Genomic DNA, 22,800 nt, shown 5'->3' with positions numbered 1-22,800 from the left:
GGGCACCGGGGTCGTACGTCGATCCTGGGGGAAGGACGTCAGCCTACGCGACCGACACCGACAGGTTGCCAGGGCGCACCGACACTCAGCTCCGCTCGGCCGCCGCGTCCAGGGACTCGGTGATGATGGCGTGCGCGATGCGCTCGAGGCGCTCGACACCGAGCTCGGGAGCACGCGTCGCGAGCGCCTCGGCCACGGCGCGCTCGCGCCCCGGGTCGCGGCTGGTGGTGGTCTTGAAGGGCTGGATCGCGCGGGTCAGGGCCGCGCGTCGCGCCAGCAGGTCGCCGAGCTGGGCGTCGACGTCGTCGACCAGGCCGCGCAGGAAGCGCAGCGGCTCGGCGCCCGGCCAGGCCAGCCGCACGTCGGGGGCCCGCTCCTCGTTGGCCGACCCGTCGGTGCTCTCCAGCTCGACCAGCCCGTGACGCTCGTAGAAGGCCCGGGCGGGGGTGTTGGAGGCGAAGACCCACAGGCAGAAGCCCGCAGGCTCACGGGCCTTGACCAGGTCGAGCAGCGCGGTGCCCACGCCGCGTCGTGCCGCCACCGGCACGACGTACAGGTCGTCGAGCCAGCCGGGCGTCAGCCGGGCGTAGCCCACGACCCCGTGGTCAGCGAGGTCGGCGACCCACACCTCGTCGCTCTCGAGCCGGCCCGCCAGCCACCGCGTGACGTCGGCCTCGTCGTGCACCGGGTCGGGCATCGGCGCGGCTCGGCGCGACTGCAGGTGGACGCCAGCCAGGACCGCGGCCTCCCCCGGCTCGGCCGGGCGCAGCCACAGGTCGGCGGAGGCGTCAGTGGGCATCGCGGATCGTGTCGAGCGCGCGGGCCAGGTCCTCGGGGTACGTCGACTCGTACTGGACCTGCTCACCGGTGTCGGGGTGCTCGAAGCCCAGGCGCACCGCGTGCAGCCACTGGCGCTCCACCCCGAACCGCTTGGCCAGCACCGGGTCGGCGCCGTAGGTCAGGTCGCCGACGCAGGGGTGCTTGAGGGCGCTCATGTGCACCCGGATCTGGTGGGTGCGCCCGGTCTCGAGGTGGACCTCGAGCAGGCTCGCGAAGCGGTGCGCCTCGAGGGTCTCGTAGTGGGTCACCGAGGCGCGGCCGTCGGCCATCACCGCGAACTTGTAGTCGGCCTTGGGGTGCCGCCCGATGGGGGCGTCGATGGTGCCCTCGAGCGGGTCGGGGTGGCCCTGCACGACCGCGTGGTAGGTCTTGTCGACGGTGCGGTGGCGGAAGGCGTTCTTGAGCCGGGAGTAGGCGTGCTCGGACTTGCAGATCACCATCACCCCGGACGTCCCGACGTCGAGGCGCTGCACGATCCCCTGCCGCTCGGAGGCGCCGCTGGTGGCGATCCGGAAGCCGGCGCCGGCGAGGTGGCCCACGACCGTGGGCCCGCCCCAGCCCGGGGAGGGGTGCACCGCGACGCCGACGGGCTTGTCGATCACCACGATGGAGTCGTCGTCGTGGATGATCTTGATGCCCTCGACGATCTCGGGCCGCACCTCGAGCGGGTCGACGACGCTGGGGATGCTGACCTCCAGCAGCGAGCCGGGCAGCACCCGGTCGCTCTTGCTGGGGGGCGTCCCGTCGAGCAGGACGTGTCCCTGGGCCACGAGCTCGGCCGCGCGGCTGCGCGAGAGCCCGAACAACCGGGCCATCGCCGCGTCGACGCGCTCGCCGTCGAGCACGTCGGGGACGTGCAGGGCACGCTGGTCGGACACCTGGGTCATGCTTGTCCCTCCTGCTCGTCGTCGCGCTCGCGGGTGCCGTCGAGACGCACGCCGCGGAAGGCCTGCACCAGGATCAGCGCCGCCGCGCCGTTGATGGCCATGTCGGCCACGTTGAAGACCGGCCAGTTGGGCAGCATCAGGAAGTCGATGACCTCGCCGCGCATCGGCCCGGGGGCACGCAGCAGACGGTCGGTCAGGTTGCCGAGCACGCCGGCCATCAGCAGCCCCAGGCCCAGCGCCCACAACCGGCTGCGCAGCCGTAGGCTGAGGTAGGCCACGACGACGGCGGCCACGATCGAGAGCGTGCTGAGCACCACCGTGTACTCGGTGCCGGTGCTGAACGCCGCACCCGGGTTGCGCACCAGGCGCAGGACCAGCAGGTCACCCACCACGGGCACGTCGGGCTCGCCCTGGAGGCGGCTCACCGCCAGCACCTTGGTGCTCAGGTCGAGCGCGTAGCCCGTCAGGGCCACCAGGGCGAAGACCGCCCAGGTACGTCGGCGGGTCGGTCGGTCCTCGGGTGCTGCGGCCGGGTCTATCGCCGCTCCTCGCGCTGCTTGCATGGCATGCACAGTGTCGCACGGGGGAAGGCCATCAACCGCAACTTGCCGATCGGCTGACCGCACGACTCGCACTGTCCGTAGCTGCCGTCGGCGATGCGGCCCAGCGCCCGGTCGATCTGGGCGAGCTTGTCGCGCTCGCTGTTGAGGACGCTCAGCTCGTGGTCGCGCTCGAAGGTCGTGGCACCGACGTCGGCCTGGTCGAGGCCCGCACCGTCGCCGGAGTCGCGCATCAGCCCGTCGAGCTCGGCCTCCATCTCCTCCACGACGCCGCTGCTGTGCTCGCGCTGCTCGTTGAGCTCGGCCATCACCTCGTCGAGCTCGGCGGGGGTCCATGCCTCCTCGTCGGACTTGACGACCAGCGCCTCGGCGGCGGGCGCCTTCTTGGCGGTCTTCTTGGGGGCCGTCTTCTTCGCAGGTGAGGTCGTCACGGTCACTGCCTTCTTGTCCGGGGCCGTCGGGGTCGTGGTGGTGCGCTGCTTCGCGGCCGTCTTCTTGGCAGCCGTCTTCTTCGCGGCCGTCTTCTTCGCGGCCGTCTTCTTGGCCGGGGCCTGTGCGGCCGTCTTCTTCGCGGCCGTCTTCTTCGCGGCCGTCTTCTTGGCGGGCGCCTTCTTGGCGGGAGCCTTCTTCGCTGCCGCCTTCTCGGCGGGTGCCTTCTTCGCGGGCGCCTTCTTGGCGGGCGCCTTCTTGGCGGGCGCCTTCTTGGCGGGCGCCTTCTTCGCGGGCGGCGGCGTCACCGCCGGCTCCGGCGTCGGCTCCTCGGCCGGTCGCCCCAGGGCCCGACGCGCCACGGAGACGGCCTGAGCGGCGAGCGTGCGTCTCTCACGAGCCATCGAGCCCGCCTCCCTCCGGCGACCCCTGCGGGGACCCGTCCCTGGCCGTGCGCCTCATCTCGACGCCGGCGGTGGCACGGAGAGTAGCCCCTGGACCCCCACCCTCAAAACCGCCGCACCGGTGACGGAGTACGACGCACGACGCGGCCGACCCCCCAGGGGGCCGGCCGCGTCGAGGCGGTGCTGGTGCGAGGGCTGGCTCAGCCCTCGTCCTCGCCGAGGATCGAGCGCAGGCGCTTGGGCTGCGGGCTCTCCTCGCTAGTGGTGTCGCCGGTGCCCTCGAGCGCCTCGAGCTGCTGGGTGAAGTAGCTCTTGAGGCGGGAGCGGTACTCGCGCTCGAAGGAGCGCAGGTTCTCCACCTCGCCGCTGAGCTTGTCGCGCTCGCGCTCGAGGTCGCCGAACATCTGCTGACGACGCTCGGCGGTCTCGGAGTCGAGCATCTGCGCGCGGGTGCGGGCGTCGGACTCGAGGCGGTCGGCCTTCGACTTCGACTCGCTCTCGAGGCGCTCGGCCTTGGTGCGGGCCTCCCCGATGATCTTGTCGGCCTCGTTCTTGGCCTCGTCGACGAGCTCGTCGGCGTTGCGGGTGGCGAGCTCGAGCAGCCGAGCGGCAGCGTTGGAGGCCTGCGGCACGGTCTCGACGCGGATCGTCTCGACCGGCGTCGCAGCGGCGGCCGGAGCCGGCGCGGGTGTGGGCGTGGGCGCGGGGGTCGGCTCGGGAGCCTTCTCCTGCGGCTTCTCGGGCGCCGGGGCCGCGGCCACGGCGGGCTGCTGACCGGTGTCGCCACCGGTCTGGGCCGACGCGAGACGGGCGCGCAGGTCCTCGTTCTCCTTGGTCAGACGTGCGAGCTCAGCCTCGACCTCGTCAAGGAACTGGTCGACCTCCCCCATGTCGTACCCCTCGCGGAGACGGACCGGAGTGAAGCGCTTGTTGCTCACGTCCTCGGGTGTCAACGGCATGACCTCACCCATTCGTAGTCGTGGTTGTCCCGAGGACCCGACTGCGTCCTCGACCTGTCGGATCGAACAATAGCCTCATCACTGGGGCAGGTGTGACACGCGGGTTGGCCCCGGGCTCACAACATCGTGGCAGCGACCACGCTGCGCAGGATCCAGACGCTGATGAAGACGATCAGGAAGCTGAGGTCCAGCGCGATGCTGCCCAGCCGCAGCGGCGGCACCACGCGGCGCAGCGCCTTGATCGGGGGGTCGGTGACCGAGTAGACGGCCTCCAGCACCACCAGCACGGGACCGCGTGGCGACCAGTCGCGCGCGAAGACCATCACCCAGTCGACGACGAAGCGGATCCACAAGAAGATCCAGAAGATCGTCAGGATGATGTAGATGATCGAACCGGCGACCTGCACGTCGGTCTCGTCTCCTGTTCAGTGACCCGGGCTCGCGTCCCGGGTCGGGGTCGCGCGAGCCTCAGCTCTGGTTGAAGAAGCCACCCTCGGCGATGCGCTCCTTGTCCTCGGCCGCCACGGTGACGTTGGCGGGCGAGAGCAGGAAGACCTTGTTGGTGACGCGCTCGATGGTGCCACGCGTGGCAAAGACCAGGCCGGCGGCGAAGTCGACCAGGCGCTTGGCGTCGGCGTCGTCCATCTCGGAGAGGTTCATGATCACCGGCACGCCCTCACGGAAGTTCTCCCCCACCGTGCGGGCCTCGTTGTAGGTGCTCGGGTGCAGGGTCGTGATGCGGGACAGCTCAGCCACCACTCCGGTCGGGCCGGGCGCCGGACGACGGCGCTCGGCGAGGTCTGCCACGGGTGCGGGACGCTGCTCGCGCGCACGCTCGTGTCGGGAAGGGCCGGGGGCGGCCACGGGACGGGTCTCGGCGGTGTAGTCGTCGCTGGGGTCGTGCTCGCCGTGGGTGCCGTCGTACCGGCCGGTGTCCTCGACGAGACCGAGGTACTCGCCGATCCTGCGCATCGCGCCGCTCATGGTGGTGCCCTCCGGATCTCGAGCGTCCGGTGACGGACGCCTGGTGGTGTGAATCTATCGGACCGCAGGCCTCGAACCGAGGATTGCGGAGCCGACGCGGACGTGTGTCGCGCCGGCGGCGACGGCCTGCTCGAGGTCGCCGCTCATCCCGGCTGAGAGCCGGTCTGCATGGGGGTGGTCGGCCAGCAGGCGCTCGCGCACCCGGGCCAACCGGTCGAACGCCGCGGCGGGGTCCTCGCCCAGCGGCGCGACGGCCATCAGGCCGCGCAGGCGCAGGTGCTCGGCCGCCTCGACCGCCGCGGCCAGCGCGGGTACGTCGTCGGGCGCGGCGCCGGCGCGGTGCTCGGCGCCGGGCGGGTCGAGGCTGACCTGCACCAGCACGTCGAGCGGGCTGCCCCGCTCGGCGGCGCCGCGGTCGAGACCGCGCACCAGCTTGGGGCGGTCCAGCGACTCGACGACGCCGGCGTACCTGGCGACGGCGGCAGCCTTGTTGCTCTGCAGGGCGCCGATGTAGTGCCACACGAGGTCGAGGTCGGCGCACTCGGCGGCCTTGGCCTCGGCCTCCTGGTGCCGGTTCTCCCCCACCTCGCGCACGCCCAGGTCGACCAGCAGCCGCACGTCGGAGGCCGGGAAGAACTTGGTGACCACGACGAGGCCCACGGCGTCGTCGCGGCCGGCCGCAGCACGGGCCGCGTCGATCCGCTCCTTGACCGCGGCCAGACCCGCGGCGATCTCGGCGCGGCGGCTCACGACGTCCACACCAGACCGGCCATCCGGCCCGCGGTGGCGGCGTCGCGCCGGTGGGAGTGCAGCGCCGCGTCCTCGATCGTGCAGCGAGCGACCTCGGTGAGGCTGACGTCGAGCGCCTCGAGCTGGGCACGCACGCCGGCGCCGAGGTCGAGCGAGGGCGTCCCCCACGTCGTCTCGGCCCAGGTCTGCGGCACGACCGCCGCCACGTCGTCACGCATCTGCTCGGGCACCTCGTAGCAGCCACCGCACACGTGCGGGCCGACCCAGGCGTGCACCGCCCCGGCGCCCTGTGCGCGCATCTGCTCCACCGCGCGGGCCACCACCGCGAGCGCCACCCCCGCCCGGCCGGCGTGCACCGCCGCGACGACACCGCTACCGGTGTCGGCCAGCAGCACCGGCACGCAGTCGGCGACCCGGACCATCAGCCCCAGCCCCGCCGTGGCGGTGACCAGCGCGTCGCCGGTGACCACCGGCTCCGTCGGAGCGGGGCCGGGCTCGTTGACGACCAGGACGTCGGCCCCGTGCACCTGGTTCATCCGCGCGAAGCGGACGCCGCAGGCACTCTCCAGGCGAGGGAGGGCCTCCGAGAAGCCCGGACGCAGCCCCTGCAGGTCGATGCTGGAGTCGGTGAAGGCGACGTCGACACGGACGTCGCCCTCACGGTGGTCACGGAAGCTGAACACGGACCTCAGGCGCTCACTTCAAGAAGTCGGGCACGTCGAGGTCGTCGTCGTCGAACTGGACCTGGCGCGGCGCCGGCTTGGGGGCCTGCGGGGCCGACGGCGTGAAGGTCTGCTGCGGGGTGACGGCGGGCCGCTGCGGAGCCGAGCCCTGACGGGCGCCGGCCTCGACCTTGTCGCGGTCGTCGCGGTCCTCGCGACGGCTGGCCGCCGTACGCGCGGCCTCGCGGGTCTCCTCCTGGCTCTGCTGCTCGCGCGGCTCGCGGCGCAGCACGGTGCCCTCGTCACGGCGCTTGGGGGTGCCCCCGTCGAACCCGGCGGCGATGACGGTGACCCGCACCTCGTCGCCGAGCGCGTCGTCGATGGTGGCGCCGAAGATGATGTTGGCCTCGGGGTGCACGGCCTCCGCGACCAGGGCCGCCGCCTCGTTGATCTCGAAGAGGCCCAGGTCGGAACCACCGGCGATCGAGAGCAGCACGCCGTGGGCGCCGTCGATGCTGGCCTCGAGCAGCGGCGAGGAGACAGCCATCTCGGCAGCGGCCACCGAGCGGTCCTCGCCACGGGCCGAGCCGATGCCCATCAGCGCGGAGCCGGCGTTGGCCATGACCGACTTCACGTCGGCGAAGTCGAGGTTGATCAGGCCGGGCGTGGTGATCAGGTCGGTGATGCCCGAGACACCCTGCAGCAGCACCTGGTCGGCCTGCTTGAAGGCGTCGAGGACGGAGACGTTGCGGTCGCTAATCGAGAGCAGCCGGTCGTTGGGGATGACGATCAGCGTGTCGACCTCCTCGCGCAGGCCGGCGATGCCCTCCTCCGCGGAGTTGGCGCGACGACGACCCTCGAAGGCGAACGGCCGCGTGACGACACCGATGGTCAGCGCACCGAGCGAGCGTGCGATGCGGGCCACGACCGGAGCACCGCCGGTGCCGGTGCCGCCGCCCTCGCCGGCGGTGACGAAGACCATGTCGGCGCCCTTGATGACCTCTTCGATCTCGTCGGCGTGGTCCTCGGCCGCGCGCGCGCCCACCTCGGGGTTGGCGCCGGCACCGAGGCCGCGGGTCAGCTCGCGACCGATGTCGAGCTTGACGTCGGCGTCGCTCATCAGCAGCGCCTGCGCGTCGGTGTTGATGGCGATGAACTCGACGCCCTTGAGGCCGACCTCGATCATCCGGTTGACGGCGTTGACGCCACCACCACCGATGCCCACGACCTTGATGATGGCCAGGTAGTTCTGTGCAGCTGCCACGGTGGCTCGCCTCTCGCTGAGTACTCGGATGGATTCGTTGCTGTGCTTGCTGGGTGTTGCTGAGTGGTGCGGGTCCTGCGGGGTGTTGCTGAGTCCTGGGCGACGGGTCGGCGTGTCTCTCAACTCTGACCCTCAGGTAGAGGGTTATAGTTATGTCAACCTCGTCGTGGTCACGACAGTAGGCAGCCGGGATACCTCGCTGGCGCCGACACACCGCGTGTCGGCGTCTTTTTTCGGGGGCGGCTGCGTGGGCCCACTCACACCGGCCGGCGAGTGCCGGTCCGGGCCGGGTCGGCGGGAAGTTCGGGCCGGGTCGGCGGGAAGTTCGGGCCGGGTCGGCGGGAAGTTCGGGCCGGGTCGGCGGGAAGTCCGGGCCGGGTCGGCGGGAAGTTCGGGCCGGGTCAGCTGCGGGTGGTGGGGGTGGCGGGCACGGAGACGTCGAGCACCCGGCCGTCCTGCTCGAGCAGCACCTCGAGCACGCGCGCCTTCTGCTCGGCGTCCGCGCTGCTGCCCCACACGACCTCGCGCCCGTCGCGCAGCAGCAGGCGGATCTGGTCGACGGTGCCGACCTCGACGTAGTCGACGTCGGCGGCCAGTCCTTCGGGCAGGGCGGCCACCACGGCCGCGCCCTCCCGCAGCGCCTCGCTGGTCACGCCCGACAACGCGTCGACGCGCGGCAGCGCGGTGGGGGTCTCCTGGTAGTCGCGGAAGACCACGCCCTCGGCGTCCATGCCGCGCAGCGTCGAGCCGATGCGCACCACCGCGACGGCCACCCGCTCCTCGACCTCGACGCGCACGCCGTCGGGCCAGGCGCGCGTCACGTCGGCGCTGCGCACCACGGCCAGCGCCTCGACCCGCGCACGCACCGCGTCGAGGTCGATGCGGGCCACCGGGTCGCCCACCGGCACGGAGGCCGCGTCGCGGACCTCCTGCTCGCTCAGCACGTCGGCACCGGCCACCTCGACCTGCTCGACGGCCAGCAGCGAGGAGAACCAGATCGCCCAGACGCCGACCACCAGGAGCGCCAGGCCCAGCACCGCGACGACGACGTAGCGCAGCCGCAGCCAGCGCCGCGACCACTGGCGGCGCGCGAAGCGGCGCTGCGAGGAAGCCGTGACGGTACTGCCGGGACTGCCGGGACTGCCGGGGCCACCGGGGCCGGCCGGGGCGCGGGTGCGGGTCTCAGCCACCGGCGGCCTCCCGCAGCAGGTCGAGCACCCGGGGCCCGACCTCGGTGACGCTGCCGGCGCCCAGGGTCAGCACCAGGTCGCCGGGGCGGGCCCGGTCGACGAGCGCGGCGGGCACGTCAACGATGTCGGGCACGAAGGCGACGCGCCCGGCGGGCAGCGGCACGTGGTCGGCGACCAGCGCGCCGGTGACCTCGGGGTCGGCGTCCTCACGGGCCAGGTGCACGTCGAGCACCACGACCTCGTCGGCGGCCCCCAGCGCGACGCCCATCGCGGTGCCGAAGAGCCGGGTGCGCGAGACCAGGTGGGGCTGGAAGGCCACGATGACGCGCCCCTCCCCCGCCACCGACCGGGCGGCCTCGAGGTCGCCGGCGATCTCGATGGGCTGGTGGGCGTAGGAGTCGTAGACCCGGACGCCGCCGGCCTCGCCCTTGGCCTCCATCCGGCGGCCGGTGCCGCCGAAGGCCTCGAGCCCGTCGCGCAGCCCCTCGAAGGGCATCCCGAGCCGCAGCCCGACCCCGAGCGCGGCCAGCGCGTCGAGCACGTAGTGGCGCCCGGGGATCGCCAGGCGGACCCGGCCCAGCTCGCGGCCGCGGTCGACGACGGTGAAGGAGGAGGTGGTGCCCTCGAGGACCACGTCGAGCGCGCGCAGGTCGGCGTGCTCGCCCTCGCCCACGCCGACCAGCTCGAGCCCGCGGGCGGCGGCCAGCGGACGCAGCGCCTCGGCGCCGGGGTCGTCGACGCAGGCGACCAGGAAGCCGTCGGCGTCGATGGTGGTCACGAACTCGGCGAAGGCGGCGCGGTAGGCCTCCTCGGTGCCCCAGGTGTCGAGGTGGTCGGCACCGACGTTGGTGACGATCGCCGCGTGCGGGCGGTAGACCAGGAAGGCGCCGTCGCTCTCGTCGGCCTCGGCGACGAAGAGGTCGCCGGCCCCGGCGTCGGCGTTGCGCCCGGTCGCCGACAGCACCCCGCCGACGGCGTACGTCGGGTCGGCACCGCAGGCGAGCAGGGCCACGGTCAGCAGCGAGGTGGTGGTCGTCTTGCCGTGCGTTCCGGCCACGGCCAGCACCCGGCGCTCGGTCATCACCGAGGCGAGCCCGGCCGAGCGCGGCAGCAGCCGCAGCCCGCGCCGGCGGGCCTCGAGCACCTCGGGGTTGTCCTCGCGGGCGGCGGTGGTGACCACGGCGGTGTCACCGGGCCCGAGGTCGCCGAGGTGGTCGGGGTCGTAGCCGAGGTGGCAGGTCACCCCCACCTCGCGCAGCGAGGGCAGGAAGGGGGTGTCGTGGTCGTCGCTGCCGGTGACCTCGACGCCGCGGGCGGCCATGATGCGCGCGATGGCCGACAGGCCGGCGCCGCCGATGCCGACGAAGTGCACGCGGCCGAGCTCGTCGAGGCCGGGCACCACCTCGGGGACCGGCAGCCTCATCGCGCCGCTCCCCCGGCCTCGAGCACGATCCGCGCGAGCGCCTCGTCGGCGTCGCGGGGCACCAGGTGGCGCGCCGCGGCGCTCATCGTGGCCAGGCGGGCGGCGTCGGTGGCCAGCGGCACGACGTTGGCCACCACCCAGTCGGCGTGCAGCTCCTCGTCGCGCACCAGCAGCGCTCCCCCGGCCTCGACGACCGGTCGGGCGTTGAGCTCCTGCTCACCGTTGCCGATCGGCAGCGGCACGAAGACCGCGGGCACCCCGGTGGCGGCGGCCTCGACGACGCTGTTGGCGCCGCTGCGGCAGACCATCAGGTCGGCCGCGGCCAGGGCGAGGTCCATCCGGTCGACGAAGTGCTCGACGACGTAGGGCGTCGCAGTCGCGGTGGTCGCGCCGGGCTCGGTCTCGCCGCGTGCGCCCACCACGTGCAGCACCTGCACGCCGGCCTCGCCGAGCTGGCGCGCAGCGCCCGAGACGGCCTGGTTGATGCGCCGCGCGCCCTGGGAGCCACCGGTCACCACCAGGGTCGGCCGGTCGGGGTCGAGGCCGAAGAACGCGCGCGCCTCGGCGCGCAGCGCCTCGCGGTCGAGGGTGGAGATCATCCGCCGGATCGGCAGGCCGACGTACTCGGCGCCGGGCAGCGGGGTGTCGGGGAAGCTGACCGCGACCCGGCCACCGCGCCGCGAGGCGACCCGGGCGCCGAGCTTGTTGCCCAGGCCGGGCAGCGCGTTCTGCTCGTGCACCACGACCGGCAGGCCGCGCTTGCGGGCGGCCAGGTACGCCGGCACCGAGACGTAGCCGCCGTAGCCGACGACCACGTGGGGGTCGACGCGGTCGAGCACGGCGTGGGTCTGGCGCACCGCGTCACGCACCCGTGCGGGCACCTTGAGCAGGTCGACGCCGGGCTTGCGCGGCAGCGGCACCGGGGGCACCAGCTCGAGGGGGTAGCCGGCCGCGGGGACCACCGTGTTCTCCAGGCCCCGGGGGGTGCCCAGGCAGGTGATCTCAACCGTGGGGTCGAGCCGGCGCAGCGCGTCGGCGGTCGCGAGCAGGGGCGAGGTGTGGCCGGCGGTGCCGCCACCGGCGAGGAGGATGCGCATCGGGCTCAATCTAGGCGGTGTGGCTGGGGTGCGAGGCACCGGCCGCGACGCCGGCGGCGCGGCCACGGCGACGGGCGGCCAGGGCGCTGGCGGCCTCTGGCTCGCTGCGCGCGAAGCCGATGAGCAGGCCCAGCGCCACGAGCGAGGGCAGCAACGAGGAGCCGCCGTACGAGATCAGCGGCAGCGGGATGCCGATGACCGGCAGCAGCGCCAGCACCATGCCGACGTTGATGATCATCTGCCCGACCAGCCACACGATGATGCCGAAGCTGGCGTAGCGCACGAACGGCTCCTGGGTGTGGCGGGCCACCCGCAGCGCCGCCATCGCGATGGTCAGGAAGAGCGCGACGACCAGGAGGGTGCCGACCAGCCCGAGCTCCTCGCCGAGCACGGCGAAGATGTAGTCGGTGTGCGCCTCGGGCAGGTCGCCCCACTTCTGCTGGCTGGCCCCGATGCCCTGGCCGAACCAGCCGCCCGAGGAGAGCGCGAAGAGCCCGTGGGCGGGCTGCCAGCCGGTGTCGAGGTAGTCCTGGAAGGGGTCGGCGAAGTTGGTGATGCGCGCGACCCGCTCGGTGTCGGTGGCCGCCAGCCCGATCGCGGCGACGCTGACCAGCGAGATCGCCAGCCAGAAGAGCCGGGCCGGGGCGCCGACCACCCAGAGCATGCCGAGCAGGATCGCGAAGAAGACCAGGGCGGTGCCGAGGTCGCGACCGGCCACGACGAGCAGGGTGGCCAGCAGCAGGCCCGGGACCACCGGCACCACGAGCTGGTGCAGGCTGTGCAGGCGGCGTTCCTTGTTGGCGTAGATGTGGGCGGCCCACAGCACCAGGGCCAGCTTGGCCAGCTCGGAGGGCTGGATGGCCAGCGAGCCGACGCCCAGCCAGTTCTGGTTGCCGTTGACCGAGGTACCCACGAAGGCCGTGGCCAGCAGCAGCACCAGCGAGAGCAGGTAGGCGGGGTAGGCCAGCGCGCGCACCAGCCGCAGCGGCATCCGGCTGGCGATGAAGGCGGCGGGCAGTCCGAGCGAGAGCCACATCAGCTGGCGGCGCACCACGGCGTAGGAGTCGCCGTCGAAGACCCTGAACGACCACACGCTGGAGGCGGAGAGCACCATCACCAGGCCGATGGTCAGCAGCAGCGCGGAGGCGCCGACCAGCATGTAGTACGACGTCAGCGGCCGGTCGAAGGCCTCGCGCATCGAGGAGAGCGTGGCGCGCAGGTTGCTGGTGCGCCGAGGGGTCCCCAGGACGTCGGGGTCGTCAGGGACTGTCGTGGTCACCTCGGCCCCTCCTGCGGTTGCGCTCCTAGGGCCCGGTGCGGGCCCGTACGGCGGCGGCGAACGCGTCGCCGCGAGCGCCGTAGTCGGTGAACATGTCCTGCGAGGCGCATCCCGGGGCCAGCAGCACCGTGTCGCCCGGCTGGGCGAGGCCGGCGGCGGCCTCGACGACGCGACCCATCGGCCCGTGCTCATCGTCAGTCACACCAGTCTCATGCGCCTCAACCTCGATCACCGGCACATCCGGCGCGTGTCGCGCAAGAGCCTCCGCGAGCACCGCCCGGTCGCGACCCAGCAGCACCACCGCGCGCAGCCGCTCGTGCACCGCGGTCACCAGCTCCTCGAAGCGGGCGCCCTTGGCCAGCCCGCCGGCGACCCACACGACGCTGTCGTAGGCGCGCAGCGAGGCCAGCGCCGCGTGCGGGTTGGTGGCCTTCGAGTCGTCGACCCACGTCACGCCCTCGTGGCGCGCCACCTCGGCGATGCGGTGCCCGTCGGGCCGGAAGGCGCGCAGCCCGTCACGCACCGCCTGCTGCGAGACCCCGTGGGCGCGCGCCAGGGCGGCGGCGGCCAGCGCGTTGGCCACGTAGTGCGGCGCGCTGCTGGCCAGCTCGTCGACGGTGACCAGCTCGGCGGCCGAGTCGGAGCGCTGCTCGATGAAGGCCCGGTCGACCAGGATGTCCTCGACCAGCCCGAGCATCCCGACGCCGGGCATGCCCAGGGTGAACCCGATGGCCCGGGCCCCCTCGACCACGTCGGCGTCGCGGACCAGCTGCTCGGTCAGCGGGTCGTCGACGTTGTAGACGCACGCCCGCTGCACCTGCTCGTAGACGCGGCCCTTGTCGGCGGCGTAGTCGTCCATCGAGGAGTACCAGTCGAGGTGGTCCTCGGCGATGTTGAGCACCGCGGCCGACTCGGCGCTCATCGAGCTGGTGTAGTGCAGCTGGAAGCTGGAGAGCTCGACGGCCAGCACGTCGTACGGCGTCGGGTCCATCACCGCCTCGACGATGGGCAGCCCGACGTTGCCGGCCGCCACCGCGCGCAGCCCGGCGGTGCGCAGGATGGTCTCGAGCATCTGCACGGTGGTGGTCTTGCCGTTGGTGCCGGTCACCGCCAGCCAGGGCGCGGCGTGCTCGGGGTGGCGCAGGCGCCAGGCCAGCTCGACCTCGCCCCAGACCGGGACGCCGCGCTCGCGGGCCTGGGCCAGCAGCGGGGCGTCGGGGCGCCAGCCGGGCGAGGTGACGAGCACGTCGACGTCGTCGGGCAGCACCGCAGTCGCGCCCTGGCCCAGGCGGATGGTCGCGCCGAGCACCTCGAGCAGCTCGGCCTTCTCCTCCTTGCCCGTGGCCGACTCGTCGAGCGCGGTGACGGTGGCGCCGAGGTGGTTGAGGTTGTCGGCGGCGGCGAAGCCGGAGACGCCGAAGCCGGCGACGACCGCGCGCACGCCGTCCCAGGAGCTGGTCTGGTCGAGGCCGTCGAGGTCGCGGCGCGCGCTCACGTGCCTGCCACCCACTCGGCGTAGAAGATGCCCAGCCCGCCGGCGACGCAGAGACCGGTGAGGATCCAGAACCGGATCACCATGGTGACCTCGCCCCAGGCCATGTCGAAGGTGTGGTGGATGGGAGCCATCCGGAACAACCGCTTGGGCGAGCCGGTGAGGCGCCGGCTGAGCTTGAACCAGGAGACCTGCAGCATCACCGAGACCGTCTCCATCACGAAGACGCCGCCGACGATGACCAGCAGCAGCTCGGTGCGGGTCAGCACCGCCAGGCCGGCCAGCGCGGCGCCCAGCGCCAGCGAGCCGGTGTCGCCCATGAAGATCTGGGCGGGCGAGGCGTTCCACCACAAGAACCCGAAGCAGGCGCCGGTGATGGCCGCGGCCACGATCGCGAGGTCGAGCGGGTCGCGCACCTCGTAGCACTTGCCGTAGGTGATGTCGGACTGGCCGCACCACTGGTTGTTCTGCCAGATGTTCACGATCGTGTAGGCGCCGAAGACCATCATGCTGCAGCCGGTCAGCAGCCCGTCGGCACCGTCGGTGAGGTTGGTGGCGTTGCTGGTGGCGATCACCATGACCAGGATCAGCGCCACCACCGCGGCGGCCGGCAGCACGAGGCTGTCGAAGTCGCGGATGAAGGAGATCGAGAACGACGCCGGCCGCTGGCCGCGGTCGTCCTCGAGCACCGGGCTCAGCGCCAGGATGCCGAAGGTCAGCCCGACCACCGTCTGGCCGACGATCTTGGCCTTGCTGCGCAGCCCGAGGCTGCGCTGCTTGTAGATCTTGATGAAGTCGTCGAGGAACCCGACGGCGCCGATGCCGACGAAGAGCAGCAGCAGGAGCAGCGCCGAGGCCGTCGGCGGGGACAGCGTGATCAGCTTCGCCCCGAGGTAGCCGAGCACGGTGGCGCCGATGATGACGACGCCGCCCATGGTAGGGGTGCCGCGCTTGACGTGGTGGGTCGTCGGGCCGTCGTCGCGGACCTCCTGGCCGTAGCCCCACCGCGTGAACTGCCTGATCGCGAAGCGGGTGCCGATCAGCGAGATCAGCAGCGCCAGGCCTCCGCCCAGCAGGATCGCCCTCACCGCCGTTGCACCTCGTTCCGCTCCCAGGTCACCTCGCCGACGACGTGCGCCACCGGCCGGGCCGGCTCACCGGCACCGTTCATCTTGGCGTACGCCGGCGGCGGGCTCGACCGCGCCTCGCCGGGCGGGTGTCGATCATCACGCCCGCTCGGCCTGCTCGACCCGCTCCCCCGCGGCGTCCGGCGCGAGGCGCTCACGCAGCAGCTCGGCGGCGACCTCGCGGTCGTCGAAGGGGTGCACCACGCCGTCGACCTCCTGGCCGGTCTCGTGGCCCTTGCCGGCGACCAGCACGATGTCGCCCGGGCCCGCGTGGCCCAGCGCCTCGGCGATCGCGGCCCGCCGCCCGGCGACCTCGAGCACCTCGGCGCGCTGCTCGCTCGGCACCTGCTCGGCCCCGGCCAGCAGCGCGGCGCGGATGGCGGCGGGGTCCTCGGAGCGGGGGTTGTCGTCGGTCACGACCAGCACGTCGGCCAGGCGGGCGCCGATCTCGCCCATCACCGGCCGCTTGCCGGTGTCGCGGTCGCCGCCGGCACCGATCACCAGCACCAGCCGGCCGGTGGTCAGCGGGCGCAGCGCGCCCAGGGCCGCCTCGACCGCGTCGGGCTTGTGGGCGTAGTCGACGACCACCTCGAAGTCCTGGCCCGCCACCACGCTCTCGAGACGGCCGGGCACCCCCGGCAGGGCGCTGATGCCGGAGGCCACCTGGGCGGCGACGTCGACCGGGTCGACGTCGCCGGGGCTGGCCTCGCCGACCGCGGCCACCGCCGCGAGGGCGTTGGAGACGTTGAAGGAGCCGGCCAGCGGGACCCCGCCGGCGAACGCCCGGTCGCCGGGGCCCAGCACCCGGAAGTCGGAGCGGCTGGGCGAGGCCTCGACCTCGTCGACGCCCCAGGTGGCCGACGAGCCGCTCGTGGAGAAGGTGGCCACCGGCAGCTCGGTCTCGGCGGCCAGGCGGCGACCGTGCTCGTCGTCGACGTTGACCAGGGCCCGGCGGGCGCGCTCGGGGGTGAACAGCGAGGCCTTGGCCGCGTAGTACTCCTCCACCGTGTCGTGGAAGTCGAGGTGGTCGCGACCGAGGTTGAGGAAGACCGCCACGTCGAAGACGACGCCGTCGACCCGGCCGAGCACCAGCGCGTGGCTGGAGACCTCCATCGCGCAGACGTCGACGCCCTGCTCGACCATGGCCGCGAAGAGCCCGTGCAGGTCGGGGGCCTCGGGCGTGGTCAACGTCGTCGGCACGTCGTGGCCGGCCACGCGGGTGCCGACGGTGCCGATCACCGCACCCACCAGCCCGGCGGCGTCCAGGCCGCCCTCGAGCAGGCGGGTGGTGGTGGTCTTGCCCTGGGTGCCGGTGACCCCGATCATCGTCAGCCGCTCGGCCGGGTCGCCGTAGACCCGGGCCGAGAGCCGGCCCAGGATCCGGCGCGGGTCGTCGGTCACCAGCAGGGGCACGCCCGCAGGCACCCGCTCGGCTCCGGCCGGGTCGGTCAGCACCGCGACCGCACCCGCCTCGAGCGCGTCGGCGACGAAGTCGGCCCCGTGGGCGCGGGCGCCCGGCAGGGCGGCGTACAGGTCGCCGGCGCGCACGCGCTGGCTGCTCAGGCTGACACCGGTCAGCACCACGTCGTCGCCGCGGTGCTCGACCATCGCCAGGGCCTGGCGGGCCCAGTCGGCGAGCTCGCTCAGCGCGGTGCGCGGAGGGTCGACGGGCCGGGTCGCGGGGACGTCAGGGCGAGGCATGCCGGGGAGGCTAGCAGCGCGAGATCCGGGCCGGGTCAGCGCGAGATACGGGCCGGGTCACCACTCGACGGGCAGGTCGGAGGCGGGGGTGCCGGTGGGCGGCACGGCGTAGCGGCGCAGCGCGTAGCCGGTGATCTTGGCGAACGCCGGGCCGGCCACCGAGCCGCCGCCACCGCCGTTGCGCGGGTTCTGCACCACGACGTAGACGGTGAAGCGCGGGTCGTCGGCCGGCGCGAAGCCGGCGAAGGAGACGGTGAAGGTGCCGTCGTAGCAGCCGCACTCCGAGCTCGCGCGCTGGGCGGTGCCGGTCTTGCCCGCCACCCGGTAGCCGGGGATCTGGGCGCCGGGAGCGACCCCCGCCTCGGGGTCGACGACGCGCTCCATCATCAGCGCCGTCTTGCGCGCAGCCTCGGCGCTGACCACCTGCTGGGTGGTGGCCTGGTCGGTGCCGACCTGCTCCCCCGCGTCGGTGGTCGCGCTGCCGCGCACCAGGCTCGGGTCGATGCGCACGCCGTCGTTGGCGATCGTGTTGACCGCGGCGGTCATCTGCAGGGCGTTGACCGACACCGACTGGCCGAAGGCGATGCGGTCCTGGGTCTGGCTGGTCCACAGCGAGGGGTCGGGCAGGATGCCGGCCGACTCGCCGCGAACGCCCGCGCCGGTGGCCGACCCGAGCCCGAAGGCCGCGAGGTAGCGGCGCATCTGGCCGTCCTCGAACTTGTCGGAGGCCAGCACGGTGCCGATGTTGGAGGACTTGGCCAGCACCCCGGCGAGCGTCAGCCGGATCGTGTCGTGGGGGAACCAGTCGCCGATGGTGCGGTCCTGGCGGGCCAGCGACCCGGGCACCGTGAGCCGGGTGCGCGGGGTGACCTTGCCGGCGTCGAGAAGGCCGGCCATGGTCAGCACCTTCGACACCGAGCCCGGCTCGTAGACGTCGCTGACCGCCCGGGAGCCCAGGTCGGCCTCGTCGGAGGCCAGCGGCGCGTTCGCGTCGTACGTCGGGTGGTCGGCCAGGGCCAGCACCTCGCCGGTGCGGGAGTCCATCACCACGGCCAGGCCGGAGTCGCCGCGCGCCTGCTGCACCGTCTGGCGCACCACCCGCTGGGCGTACCACTGCAGCTCGCGGTCGACGGTCAGCGTGAGGTCCTGGCCGTCGCGCGCCTCCACGACCGTGTTGTCGCCCAGCGGCAGCTTGTTGCCGGCGGCCATCGCGTAACGGGCCGAGCCGTCGGTACCGGAGAGCAGCTCGTCGAAGGTGCGCTCGAAGCCGGCCAGCGGCTGGGGCGTGCCGTCGGCGAGCGGGGTGCCGAGGAAGCCGACCAGGTTGGCGGCCACGTCGTCGGCGGGGTACTCGCGCACCGGGTCGCGCCAGGTCGAGAGCCCGTCGAAGCCGAGCTCCTCGGCCCGGTCGACCACCTTGGTGGCGGTCGCGGCGGGCACGCCACGGGCGACGTACTGGAAGCGGCTCTCGGTGCGCAGGCGCTGCAGCAGGGTGAAGTAGTCGACGTCGAGCTTGCCCGAGAGGAACTTCGCGAGCTCGGGGGCCCGGTCGACCTCCTGGCCCTCCTCGTCGGTGTTGACCAGCGCTGGGTCGGCCACGACCATCAGCCCGTCAGCCGACTGCGCCAGCGGCTCGCCGTTGCGGTCGAGGATCGCGCCGCGCTGCGCCGGCAGCACCATCTCGTCCATGCCCTCGGCCGCCGCCATCTCGGCGTAGGCCTTCGGGTCGATGCCCTGCAGCTGCACCAGCCGGCCCGCGAAGACCGAGAGCACCATGGCGATGAGGACGAACCCGACCCGCAGCCGGAAGTGCGGGTGACCGCGGCGAGCCGCAGCCTCGTGGCTCGGCATCGGGCGCGTGGTGGGCACGAGGGCTCCTCCCTGGGGTGCTGGTCGTCGGTGGGCGTGGCGGTCGGGTGGTGCGGTGGCTCAGTCGTTCTTCTTGTTCTTCTTGTCCTTCTTCTTCTCGGACTTCTTCTCGGACTTCTTCTCGGACTTCTTCTCGGCCTTCTTGTCGGCCTTCTTCTCGTCCTGCTTGTTCTTACCCCCGTCGCCGCCACCGGAGCCGCCGCCACGCTGGTCGCCCAGCACGCCCTCGGGCGGGGTCACCACGGTCGCGGGCGGGTCGAGCTCGGAGGGCCGGGCCGGGAGCAGCGGGTCGAGCGGCAGCCGCGCACCCAGCGTGGCGCGGGCGGCGTCGCCCGAGACCGTGCCGTCGGCGAGGTCGAGGAAGAGCGGCGCGGCCGGCACCTGCATGCCCATCTTCTGGGCGCGGCGCGCGATCTCCTGGGGGTCGCGCAGCCGCTCGAGCTTGCTGGCCAGCGCCTCCTGGCGCGCCGAGAGCACCGTGGCGCGCTGCTCGAGCGAGGTCGCGGCGAAGGCCGACTGCTGCATCGAGGTGTTGAAGAGCAGCAGCCCGACGACCCCGCCGAGCAGCAGCACGGTGACCAGGCTGACGAACGGGACCTTCGCGGCGCGGGTGCGCGCGACCGGCACCACGCTGAGCCGGGCGCGCTCGACGGCGGCGCCGGCGATGCGGGGCATCCGGTTGCTGCGGGCGGCGCCCTGGGTGCTGTAGAGACTGCTCATCGGGCGGCTCCCCTTCCGGTGGTGGTGGTCGTGGTGGGTCGTACGCGCTCGACGGCGCGCAGGCGCACCGAGGCGGCGCGCGGGTTGGCCTCGATCTCGGCGGCGTCGGCCTTCTCGGAGCCGCGGGTCACCAGGCGCAGGGCCGGCTCGCTGCCCTCGGGCACGAAGGGGAGGTCGACGGGGACCTCCGAGCGGGTCGCGGCGGTGAAGGCCTGCTTGACCAGCCGGTCCTCCAGCGAGTGGTAGGACTCCACCACCACCCGTCCCCCGACGCCGATCGCCTCGATCGCCGCCGGCATCGCCCGGCGCAGCACCGCGAGCTCGTCGTTGACCTCCATGCGCAGCGCCTGGAAGGTCCGCTTGGCCGGGTGCCCACCGGTGCGGCGCGCGGGCGCCGGGATCTCGGCGTACAACAGCTCGACCAGCGCGGCCGAGGTGGTGAACGGCTCGCTCTCGCGGCGCCGCACCACGGCTTCTGCGATCTTGCGGGCGAACTTCTCCTCGCCGTAGTCGCGCAGCACCCGCGTCAGCTCGGCTGCGGAGTAGGTGTTGAGCACGTCGGCGGCCGTGGGGCCGGTGCTGCCCATCCGCATGTCGAGGGGCGCGTCCTCGGCGTAGGCGAAGCCGCGCTCGCGCACGTCGAGCTGCATCGAGGAGACGCCGAGGTCGAAGAGGACCGCGTCGACGTGGTCGAGGCCCAGCTCGTCGAGGACCTCGGGGATCTCGTCGTAGACCGCGTGCACGCCGCGGAACCGGTCGCCGTACGCCGCCAGCCGCTGCCCGGCCATCTCGAGGGCGGCGGGGTCGCGGTCGATGCCGACGACGCTGGCGTGCTCGAGGCGCTCGAGGACCGCCTCGGAGTGGCCGCCGAGACCCAGGGTGCAGTCGACGAGGACCGCGCCGGGGTGGTCGAGCGCGGGAGCGAGCAGTGCCACGACCCGGTCGAGGAGCACCGGGACGTGCGAGGGGCCGGCCACGTCAGCGGCCCAGGCTCGTCAGGAGCGTGAAGGCCACCGCCGCGCTGAGCGACATGGCTGCCGAGAAGGCCATCAGCCGCAGCGCGTCCTGCGCCTGGTGGCGCACCCGGGGCGCGGGGGCGCCGGGTGCCGGCCGGGCGCCGGGTGCGCCGGTCAGTCCGTCGACCTGGGTGCTGCTCATGGTCTCGACCCCATCAGGAGAGTGCTGCGTCGTGGTGCTGGCTGGTGCTGGCTTGTCCGGTGGTGCGGGGTGGTGCAGGTGGAGCGTGGGTGGAGCGCCGGTGGGGCGATCCGGGGTGCTGGTGGTCCGCAGGGTCTGGTCCCTGCCCGCTCGCCGGTGCTTCAGGGGGTTCTGGAACCGGGGAAGGTGCCCCAGAACCGGGTGTCGTCTGGGGCCGGGGAAGGTGTCCCAGAAGACGAGTGGGGAGCGGGCCGAGACCGGGCCCTGCGGATCACTGTTCTGTTGGTGGTCTGTCGCTGGTCTGCGTGTGGTGGTGCCTGGTGGTGCCTTGTGGTGCGTGGTGGAGCGCCCGCTCAGAGCGGGGGTGCCTCGTCGAGCTCGGCGAACTTGGCCTGTGCTCCGGTGGAGTACTCGGCCCAGCGCTGGGGGTTCCAGATCTCGACCCGGTCACCGACGCCGGCCACGACCACGTCGCGCTCGATGCCGGCGCTGGCCCGCAGGATCGGCGAGATGCCGATGCGGCCCTGCTTGTCGGGCGTGCCCTGCTCGGCGCCCGCGAACAGCACGCGGCGGTAGTCGCGAGCGTCCTTGTTCGTCATCGGGGTCTCCTGGGCCCGCCGGGCCTCGGCCATGAAGGTCGCCTCGGGCCACACGGTCAGGCAGTTCTCCTGTCCTTGCGTGATCACGAGCCCCTCCGACAGTGCGTCCCTGAACTTGGCCGGGAGGAAGAGGCGTCCCTTGTCGTCGACCTTGGGGGTGTAGGTGCCCATGAAGAACACATCGCACCTCCACGTCGACAAGCCCCGGGACGGTCACTTGCTCCACTTTCCACCACTGTACTCCACATCCCTCCACTGTCAACCACATTCCACCCCTTCCGCACCCTCGTCCTCCCCCGCGTCGCGCTCCCCTCCCCCACGGGCCGTCGGCAGCCCCACGGCCACGGAGGAGCGCGGTGTTGCCACGACGGCATACGGTTGGAATCCACCGCCGGGCACCGGCACGACCTCGAAGGGACCGCTCGTGGGATCTCCGACCGCTGGAGGCGCTGACCTCGAGACGCTGGCGCGCGTCATGGAGCGGGTGCGCACCAACGTCGAGCGCGTGATCGAGGGCAAGCCCGAGGTCGTCAGCTCGGCCCTGGTCGTGCTGCTGGCCGAGGGCCACCTGCTGATCGAGGACGTGCCCGGCGTCGGCAAGACCATGCTGAGCAAGGCCCTGGCCCGCTCGATCGACTCCACCGTGCGCCGCATCCAGTTCACGCCCGACCTGCTGCCCTCCGACGTGACCGGCGTGTCGGTCTTCAACCAGGACACCCGCCAGTTCGAGTTCCGCCCCGGTGGCGTCTTCGCCAACATCGTGGTCGGCGACGAGATCAACCGCGCCTCGCCCAAGACCCAGTCGGCACTGCTGGAGTGCATGGAGGAGCGCCAGGTCACCGTCGACAACGCGACCTACCAGCTCGAGACGCCCTTCATGGTCATCGCCACCCAGAACCCGGTGGAGATGGAGGGCACCTACACGCTGCCCGAGGCCCAGCGCGACCGGTTCATGGTGCGCACCTCGATGGGCTACCCCGTCGAGGCCGCCGAGCTGGCGATGATCGCCGGCCACACCGAGGGCAACCCCCTCGACGACCTCGAGCACGTCACCGACGCCGCCGAGATCCGCAAGCTCACCGCGATCGTCGGCCAGGTCTTCGTCGCCGAGGCCGTGCAGCGCTACACCGTCGCGCTGACCTCGGCCACGCGGCGTACCGACGAGCTGGTGCTGGGCGCCTCGCCCCGCGCCACGCTGCACCTGGTGCGCGCCGCCAAGGCCTACGCCGCCCTGCAGGGTCGCGACTACGTGCTGCCCGACGACGTGCGCACGCTCGCGCCGCGGGTGCTGACCCACCGGCTGCTGCCCAGCGTCGAGGCCTCGATGAACGAGCGCAGCACCGACGAGATCCTCCAGCGTCTCGTCGCCACGGTGCCCGTGCCCGACGGCACCCGCGGCTGAGGCC

At 73.1% G+C, this 22,800-nt stretch carries 23 protein-coding genes; 1 reads left to right on the top strand and 22 read right to left on the bottom strand.

Going from position 1 to position 22,800, the window contains the following annotated elements:
- Nucleotides 1-85: 85 nt before the first annotated feature.
- The 22 genes from QWJ41_RS18550 to mraZ form a co-directional block, all read right to left on the bottom strand.
- On the bottom strand, nt 86-799 hold the full coding sequence (locus QWJ41_RS18550) for a GNAT family N-acetyltransferase (RefSeq protein ID WP_302709965.1): 714 nt from the start codon (nt 797-799) through the stop codon (nt 86-88).
- The gene (locus tag QWJ41_RS18545; protein ID WP_302709964.1) at nt 789-1,727 is read right to left on the bottom strand and encodes an RluA family pseudouridine synthase; all 939 of its coding nucleotides are present in this window, start codon (nt 1,725-1,727) and stop codon (nt 789-791) included. Before QWJ41_RS18545 ends, QWJ41_RS18550 begins: the two co-directional genes overlap by 11 nt.
- Nucleotides 1,724-2,290: a signal peptidase II gene (lspA, locus tag QWJ41_RS18540; RefSeq protein WP_302709963.1), complete on the bottom strand. Its 567-nt coding sequence runs from the start codon at nt 2,288-2,290 to the stop codon at nt 1,724-1,726. Before lspA ends, QWJ41_RS18545 begins: the two co-directional genes overlap by 4 nt.
- Nucleotides 2,263-3,120 carry a TraR/DksA family transcriptional regulator gene (locus QWJ41_RS18535; RefSeq protein WP_302709962.1) on the bottom strand — a complete coding sequence of 286 codons (858 nt, stop codon included), beginning with the start codon at nt 3,118-3,120 and terminating at the stop codon, nt 2,263-2,265. The genes lspA and QWJ41_RS18535 overlap by 28 nt, the downstream gene beginning before the upstream one ends.
- 200 nt (nt 3,121-3,320) lie before the next feature.
- A complete protein-coding gene (locus tag QWJ41_RS18530) occupies nt 3,321-4,079 on the bottom strand; it encodes a DivIVA domain-containing protein (RefSeq protein WP_302709961.1) in 759 nt (252 codons plus the stop codon).
- Between the two features lie 116 nt (nt 4,080-4,195).
- Nucleotides 4,196-4,486 (bottom strand): YggT family protein, encoded by a 291-nt coding sequence (locus QWJ41_RS18525; RefSeq protein WP_302709960.1) that lies wholly within the window; start codon nt 4,484-4,486, stop codon nt 4,196-4,198.
- Between the two features lie 61 nt (nt 4,487-4,547).
- Nucleotides 4,548-5,063 (bottom strand): cell division protein SepF, encoded by a 516-nt coding sequence (locus QWJ41_RS18520; RefSeq protein WP_302709959.1) that lies wholly within the window; start codon nt 5,061-5,063, stop codon nt 4,548-4,550.
- A 54-nt stretch (nt 5,064-5,117) separates the two neighbouring features.
- Complete coding sequence (locus tag QWJ41_RS18515; protein ID WP_302709958.1) at nt 5,118-5,813, bottom strand: YggS family pyridoxal phosphate-dependent enzyme; 696 nt, start codon at nt 5,811-5,813, stop codon at nt 5,118-5,120.
- Nucleotides 5,810-6,496: a purine nucleoside phosphorylase YfiH/LACC1 family protein gene (locus QWJ41_RS18510; protein WP_302709957.1), complete on the bottom strand. Its 687-nt coding sequence runs from the start codon at nt 6,494-6,496 to the stop codon at nt 5,810-5,812. Before QWJ41_RS18510 ends, QWJ41_RS18515 begins: the two co-directional genes overlap by 4 nt.
- A gap of 13 nt (nt 6,497-6,509) precedes the next feature.
- Nucleotides 6,510-7,739, bottom strand: a complete 1,230-nt coding sequence (gene ftsZ, locus QWJ41_RS18505) for a cell division protein FtsZ (RefSeq protein ID WP_302709956.1) — start codon at nt 7,737-7,739, stop codon at nt 6,510-6,512.
- A gap of 401 nt (nt 7,740-8,140) precedes the next feature.
- Nucleotides 8,141-8,929: a cell division protein FtsQ/DivIB gene (locus tag QWJ41_RS18500; RefSeq protein WP_302709955.1), complete on the bottom strand. Its 789-nt coding sequence runs from the start codon at nt 8,927-8,929 to the stop codon at nt 8,141-8,143.
- A complete protein-coding gene (gene murC / locus QWJ41_RS18495; RefSeq protein ID WP_302709954.1) occupies nt 8,922-10,352 on the bottom strand; it encodes a UDP-N-acetylmuramate--L-alanine ligase in 1,431 nt (476 codons plus the stop codon). The genes QWJ41_RS18500 and murC overlap by 8 nt, the downstream gene beginning before the upstream one ends.
- Nucleotides 10,349-11,449, bottom strand: a complete 1,101-nt coding sequence (gene murG / locus QWJ41_RS18490; protein ID WP_302709953.1) for an undecaprenyldiphospho-muramoylpentapeptide beta-N-acetylglucosaminyltransferase — start codon at nt 11,447-11,449, stop codon at nt 10,349-10,351. Before murG ends, murC begins: the two co-directional genes overlap by 4 nt.
- Before the next feature lie 10 nt (nt 11,450-11,459).
- Nucleotides 11,460-12,728, bottom strand: a complete 1,269-nt coding sequence (gene ftsW, locus QWJ41_RS18485; protein ID WP_302709952.1) for a putative lipid II flippase FtsW — start codon at nt 12,726-12,728, stop codon at nt 11,460-11,462.
- A 25-nt stretch (nt 12,729-12,753) separates the two neighbouring features.
- Nucleotides 12,754-14,238 (bottom strand): UDP-N-acetylmuramoyl-L-alanine--D-glutamate ligase, encoded by a 1,485-nt coding sequence (gene murD, locus QWJ41_RS18480; protein ID WP_302709951.1) that lies wholly within the window; start codon nt 14,236-14,238, stop codon nt 12,754-12,756.
- The gene (gene mraY / locus QWJ41_RS18475; RefSeq protein WP_302709950.1) at nt 14,220-15,308 is read right to left on the bottom strand and encodes a phospho-N-acetylmuramoyl-pentapeptide-transferase; all 1,089 of its coding nucleotides are present in this window, start codon (nt 15,306-15,308) and stop codon (nt 14,220-14,222) included. Before mraY ends, murD begins: the two co-directional genes overlap by 19 nt.
- 138 nt (nt 15,309-15,446) lie before the next feature.
- Nucleotides 15,447-17,048 carry a UDP-N-acetylmuramoyl-L-alanyl-D-glutamate--2,6-diaminopimelate ligase gene (locus QWJ41_RS18470; RefSeq protein ID WP_302709949.1) on the bottom strand — a complete coding sequence of 534 codons (1,602 nt, stop codon included), beginning with the start codon at nt 17,046-17,048 and terminating at the stop codon, nt 15,447-15,449.
- Nucleotides 17,049-17,105: 57 nt separating this feature from the next.
- Nucleotides 17,106-18,917, bottom strand: coding sequence for a peptidoglycan D,D-transpeptidase FtsI family protein (locus tag QWJ41_RS18465; protein ID WP_302709947.1), 1,812 nt, complete (start codon nt 18,915-18,917; stop codon nt 17,106-17,108).
- 60 nt (nt 18,918-18,977) lie between these two features.
- On the bottom strand, nt 18,978-19,637 hold the full coding sequence (gene ftsL / locus QWJ41_RS18460) for a cell division protein FtsL (RefSeq protein ID WP_302709946.1): 660 nt from the start codon (nt 19,635-19,637) through the stop codon (nt 18,978-18,980).
- Nucleotides 19,634-20,614 (bottom strand): 16S rRNA (cytosine(1402)-N(4))-methyltransferase RsmH, encoded by a 981-nt coding sequence (gene rsmH, locus QWJ41_RS18455; RefSeq protein WP_302709945.1) that lies wholly within the window; start codon nt 20,612-20,614, stop codon nt 19,634-19,636. Before rsmH ends, ftsL begins: the two co-directional genes overlap by 4 nt.
- 1 nt (nt 20,615) lies before the next feature.
- A complete protein-coding gene (locus QWJ41_RS18450; RefSeq protein ID WP_193670380.1) occupies nt 20,616-20,795 on the bottom strand; it encodes a hypothetical protein in 180 nt (59 codons plus the stop codon).
- 353 nt (nt 20,796-21,148) lie between these two features.
- Nucleotides 21,149-21,574, bottom strand: a complete 426-nt coding sequence (mraZ, locus tag QWJ41_RS18445) for a division/cell wall cluster transcriptional repressor MraZ (RefSeq protein ID WP_302709943.1) — start codon at nt 21,572-21,574, stop codon at nt 21,149-21,151.
- 295 nt (nt 21,575-21,869) lie between these two features.
- Between mraZ and QWJ41_RS18440 the strand changes: the two genes are divergently transcribed.
- The gene (locus tag QWJ41_RS18440) at nt 21,870-22,796 is read left to right on the top strand and encodes an AAA family ATPase (RefSeq protein ID WP_302709978.1); all 927 of its coding nucleotides are present in this window, start codon (nt 21,870-21,872) and stop codon (nt 22,794-22,796) included.
- The last annotated feature ends 4 nt before the right edge of the window (nt 22,797-22,800 follow it).

Origin of the sequence: Nocardioides cremeus (assembly GCF_030518195.1) — a bacterium.
Taxonomy (GTDB): Bacteria; Actinomycetota; Actinomycetes; order Propionibacteriales; family Nocardioidaceae; genus Nocardioides; species Nocardioides cremeus.
Note: the sequence above shows the minus strand (reverse complement) of the source record. Positions and strands in the feature narration are given on the sequence as shown.

Bases quoted from the DNA above. Each gene is read 5' to 3' on its own strand.
- QWJ41_RS18535 (WP_302709962.1), bottom strand. From the start codon at position 3,120: ATGGCTCGTGAGAGACGCACGCTCGCCGCTCAGGCCGTCTCCGTGGCG.
- ftsL (WP_302709946.1), bottom strand. From the start codon at position 19,637: ATGAGCAGTCTCTACAGCACCCAGGGCGCCGCCCGCAGCAACCGGATG.
- QWJ41_RS18440 (WP_302709978.1), top strand. From the start codon at position 21,870: ATGGAGCGGGTGCGCACCAACGTCGAGCGCGTGATCGAGGGCAAGCCC.
- murC (WP_302709954.1), bottom strand. From the start codon at position 10,352: ATGAGGCTGCCGGTCCCCGAGGTGGTGCCCGGCCTCGACGAGCTCGGC.
- lspA (WP_302709963.1), bottom strand. From the start codon at position 2,290: ATGCAAGCAGCGCGAGGAGCGGCGATAGACCCGGCCGCAGCACCCGAG.
- QWJ41_RS18545 (WP_302709964.1), bottom strand. From the start codon at position 1,727: ATGACCCAGGTGTCCGACCAGCGTGCCCTGCACGTCCCCGACGTGCTC.
- QWJ41_RS18520 (WP_302709959.1), bottom strand. From the start codon at position 5,063: ATGAGCGGCGCGATGCGCAGGATCGGCGAGTACCTCGGTCTCGTCGAG.
- QWJ41_RS18450 (WP_193670380.1), bottom strand. From the start codon at position 20,795: ATGAGCAGCACCCAGGTCGACGGACTGACCGGCGCACCCGGCGCCCGG.
- QWJ41_RS18470 (WP_302709949.1), bottom strand. From the start codon at position 17,048: ATGCCTCGCCCTGACGTCCCCGCGACCCGGCCCGTCGACCCTCCGCGC.
- QWJ41_RS18550 (WP_302709965.1), bottom strand. From the start codon at position 799: ATGCCCACTGACGCCTCCGCCGACCTGTGGCTGCGCCCGGCCGAGCCG.
- QWJ41_RS18530 (WP_302709961.1), bottom strand. From the start codon at position 4,079: ATGCCGTTGACACCCGAGGACGTGAGCAACAAGCGCTTCACTCCGGTC.
- murG (WP_302709953.1), bottom strand. From the start codon at position 11,449: ATGCGCATCCTCCTCGCCGGTGGCGGCACCGCCGGCCACACCTCGCCC.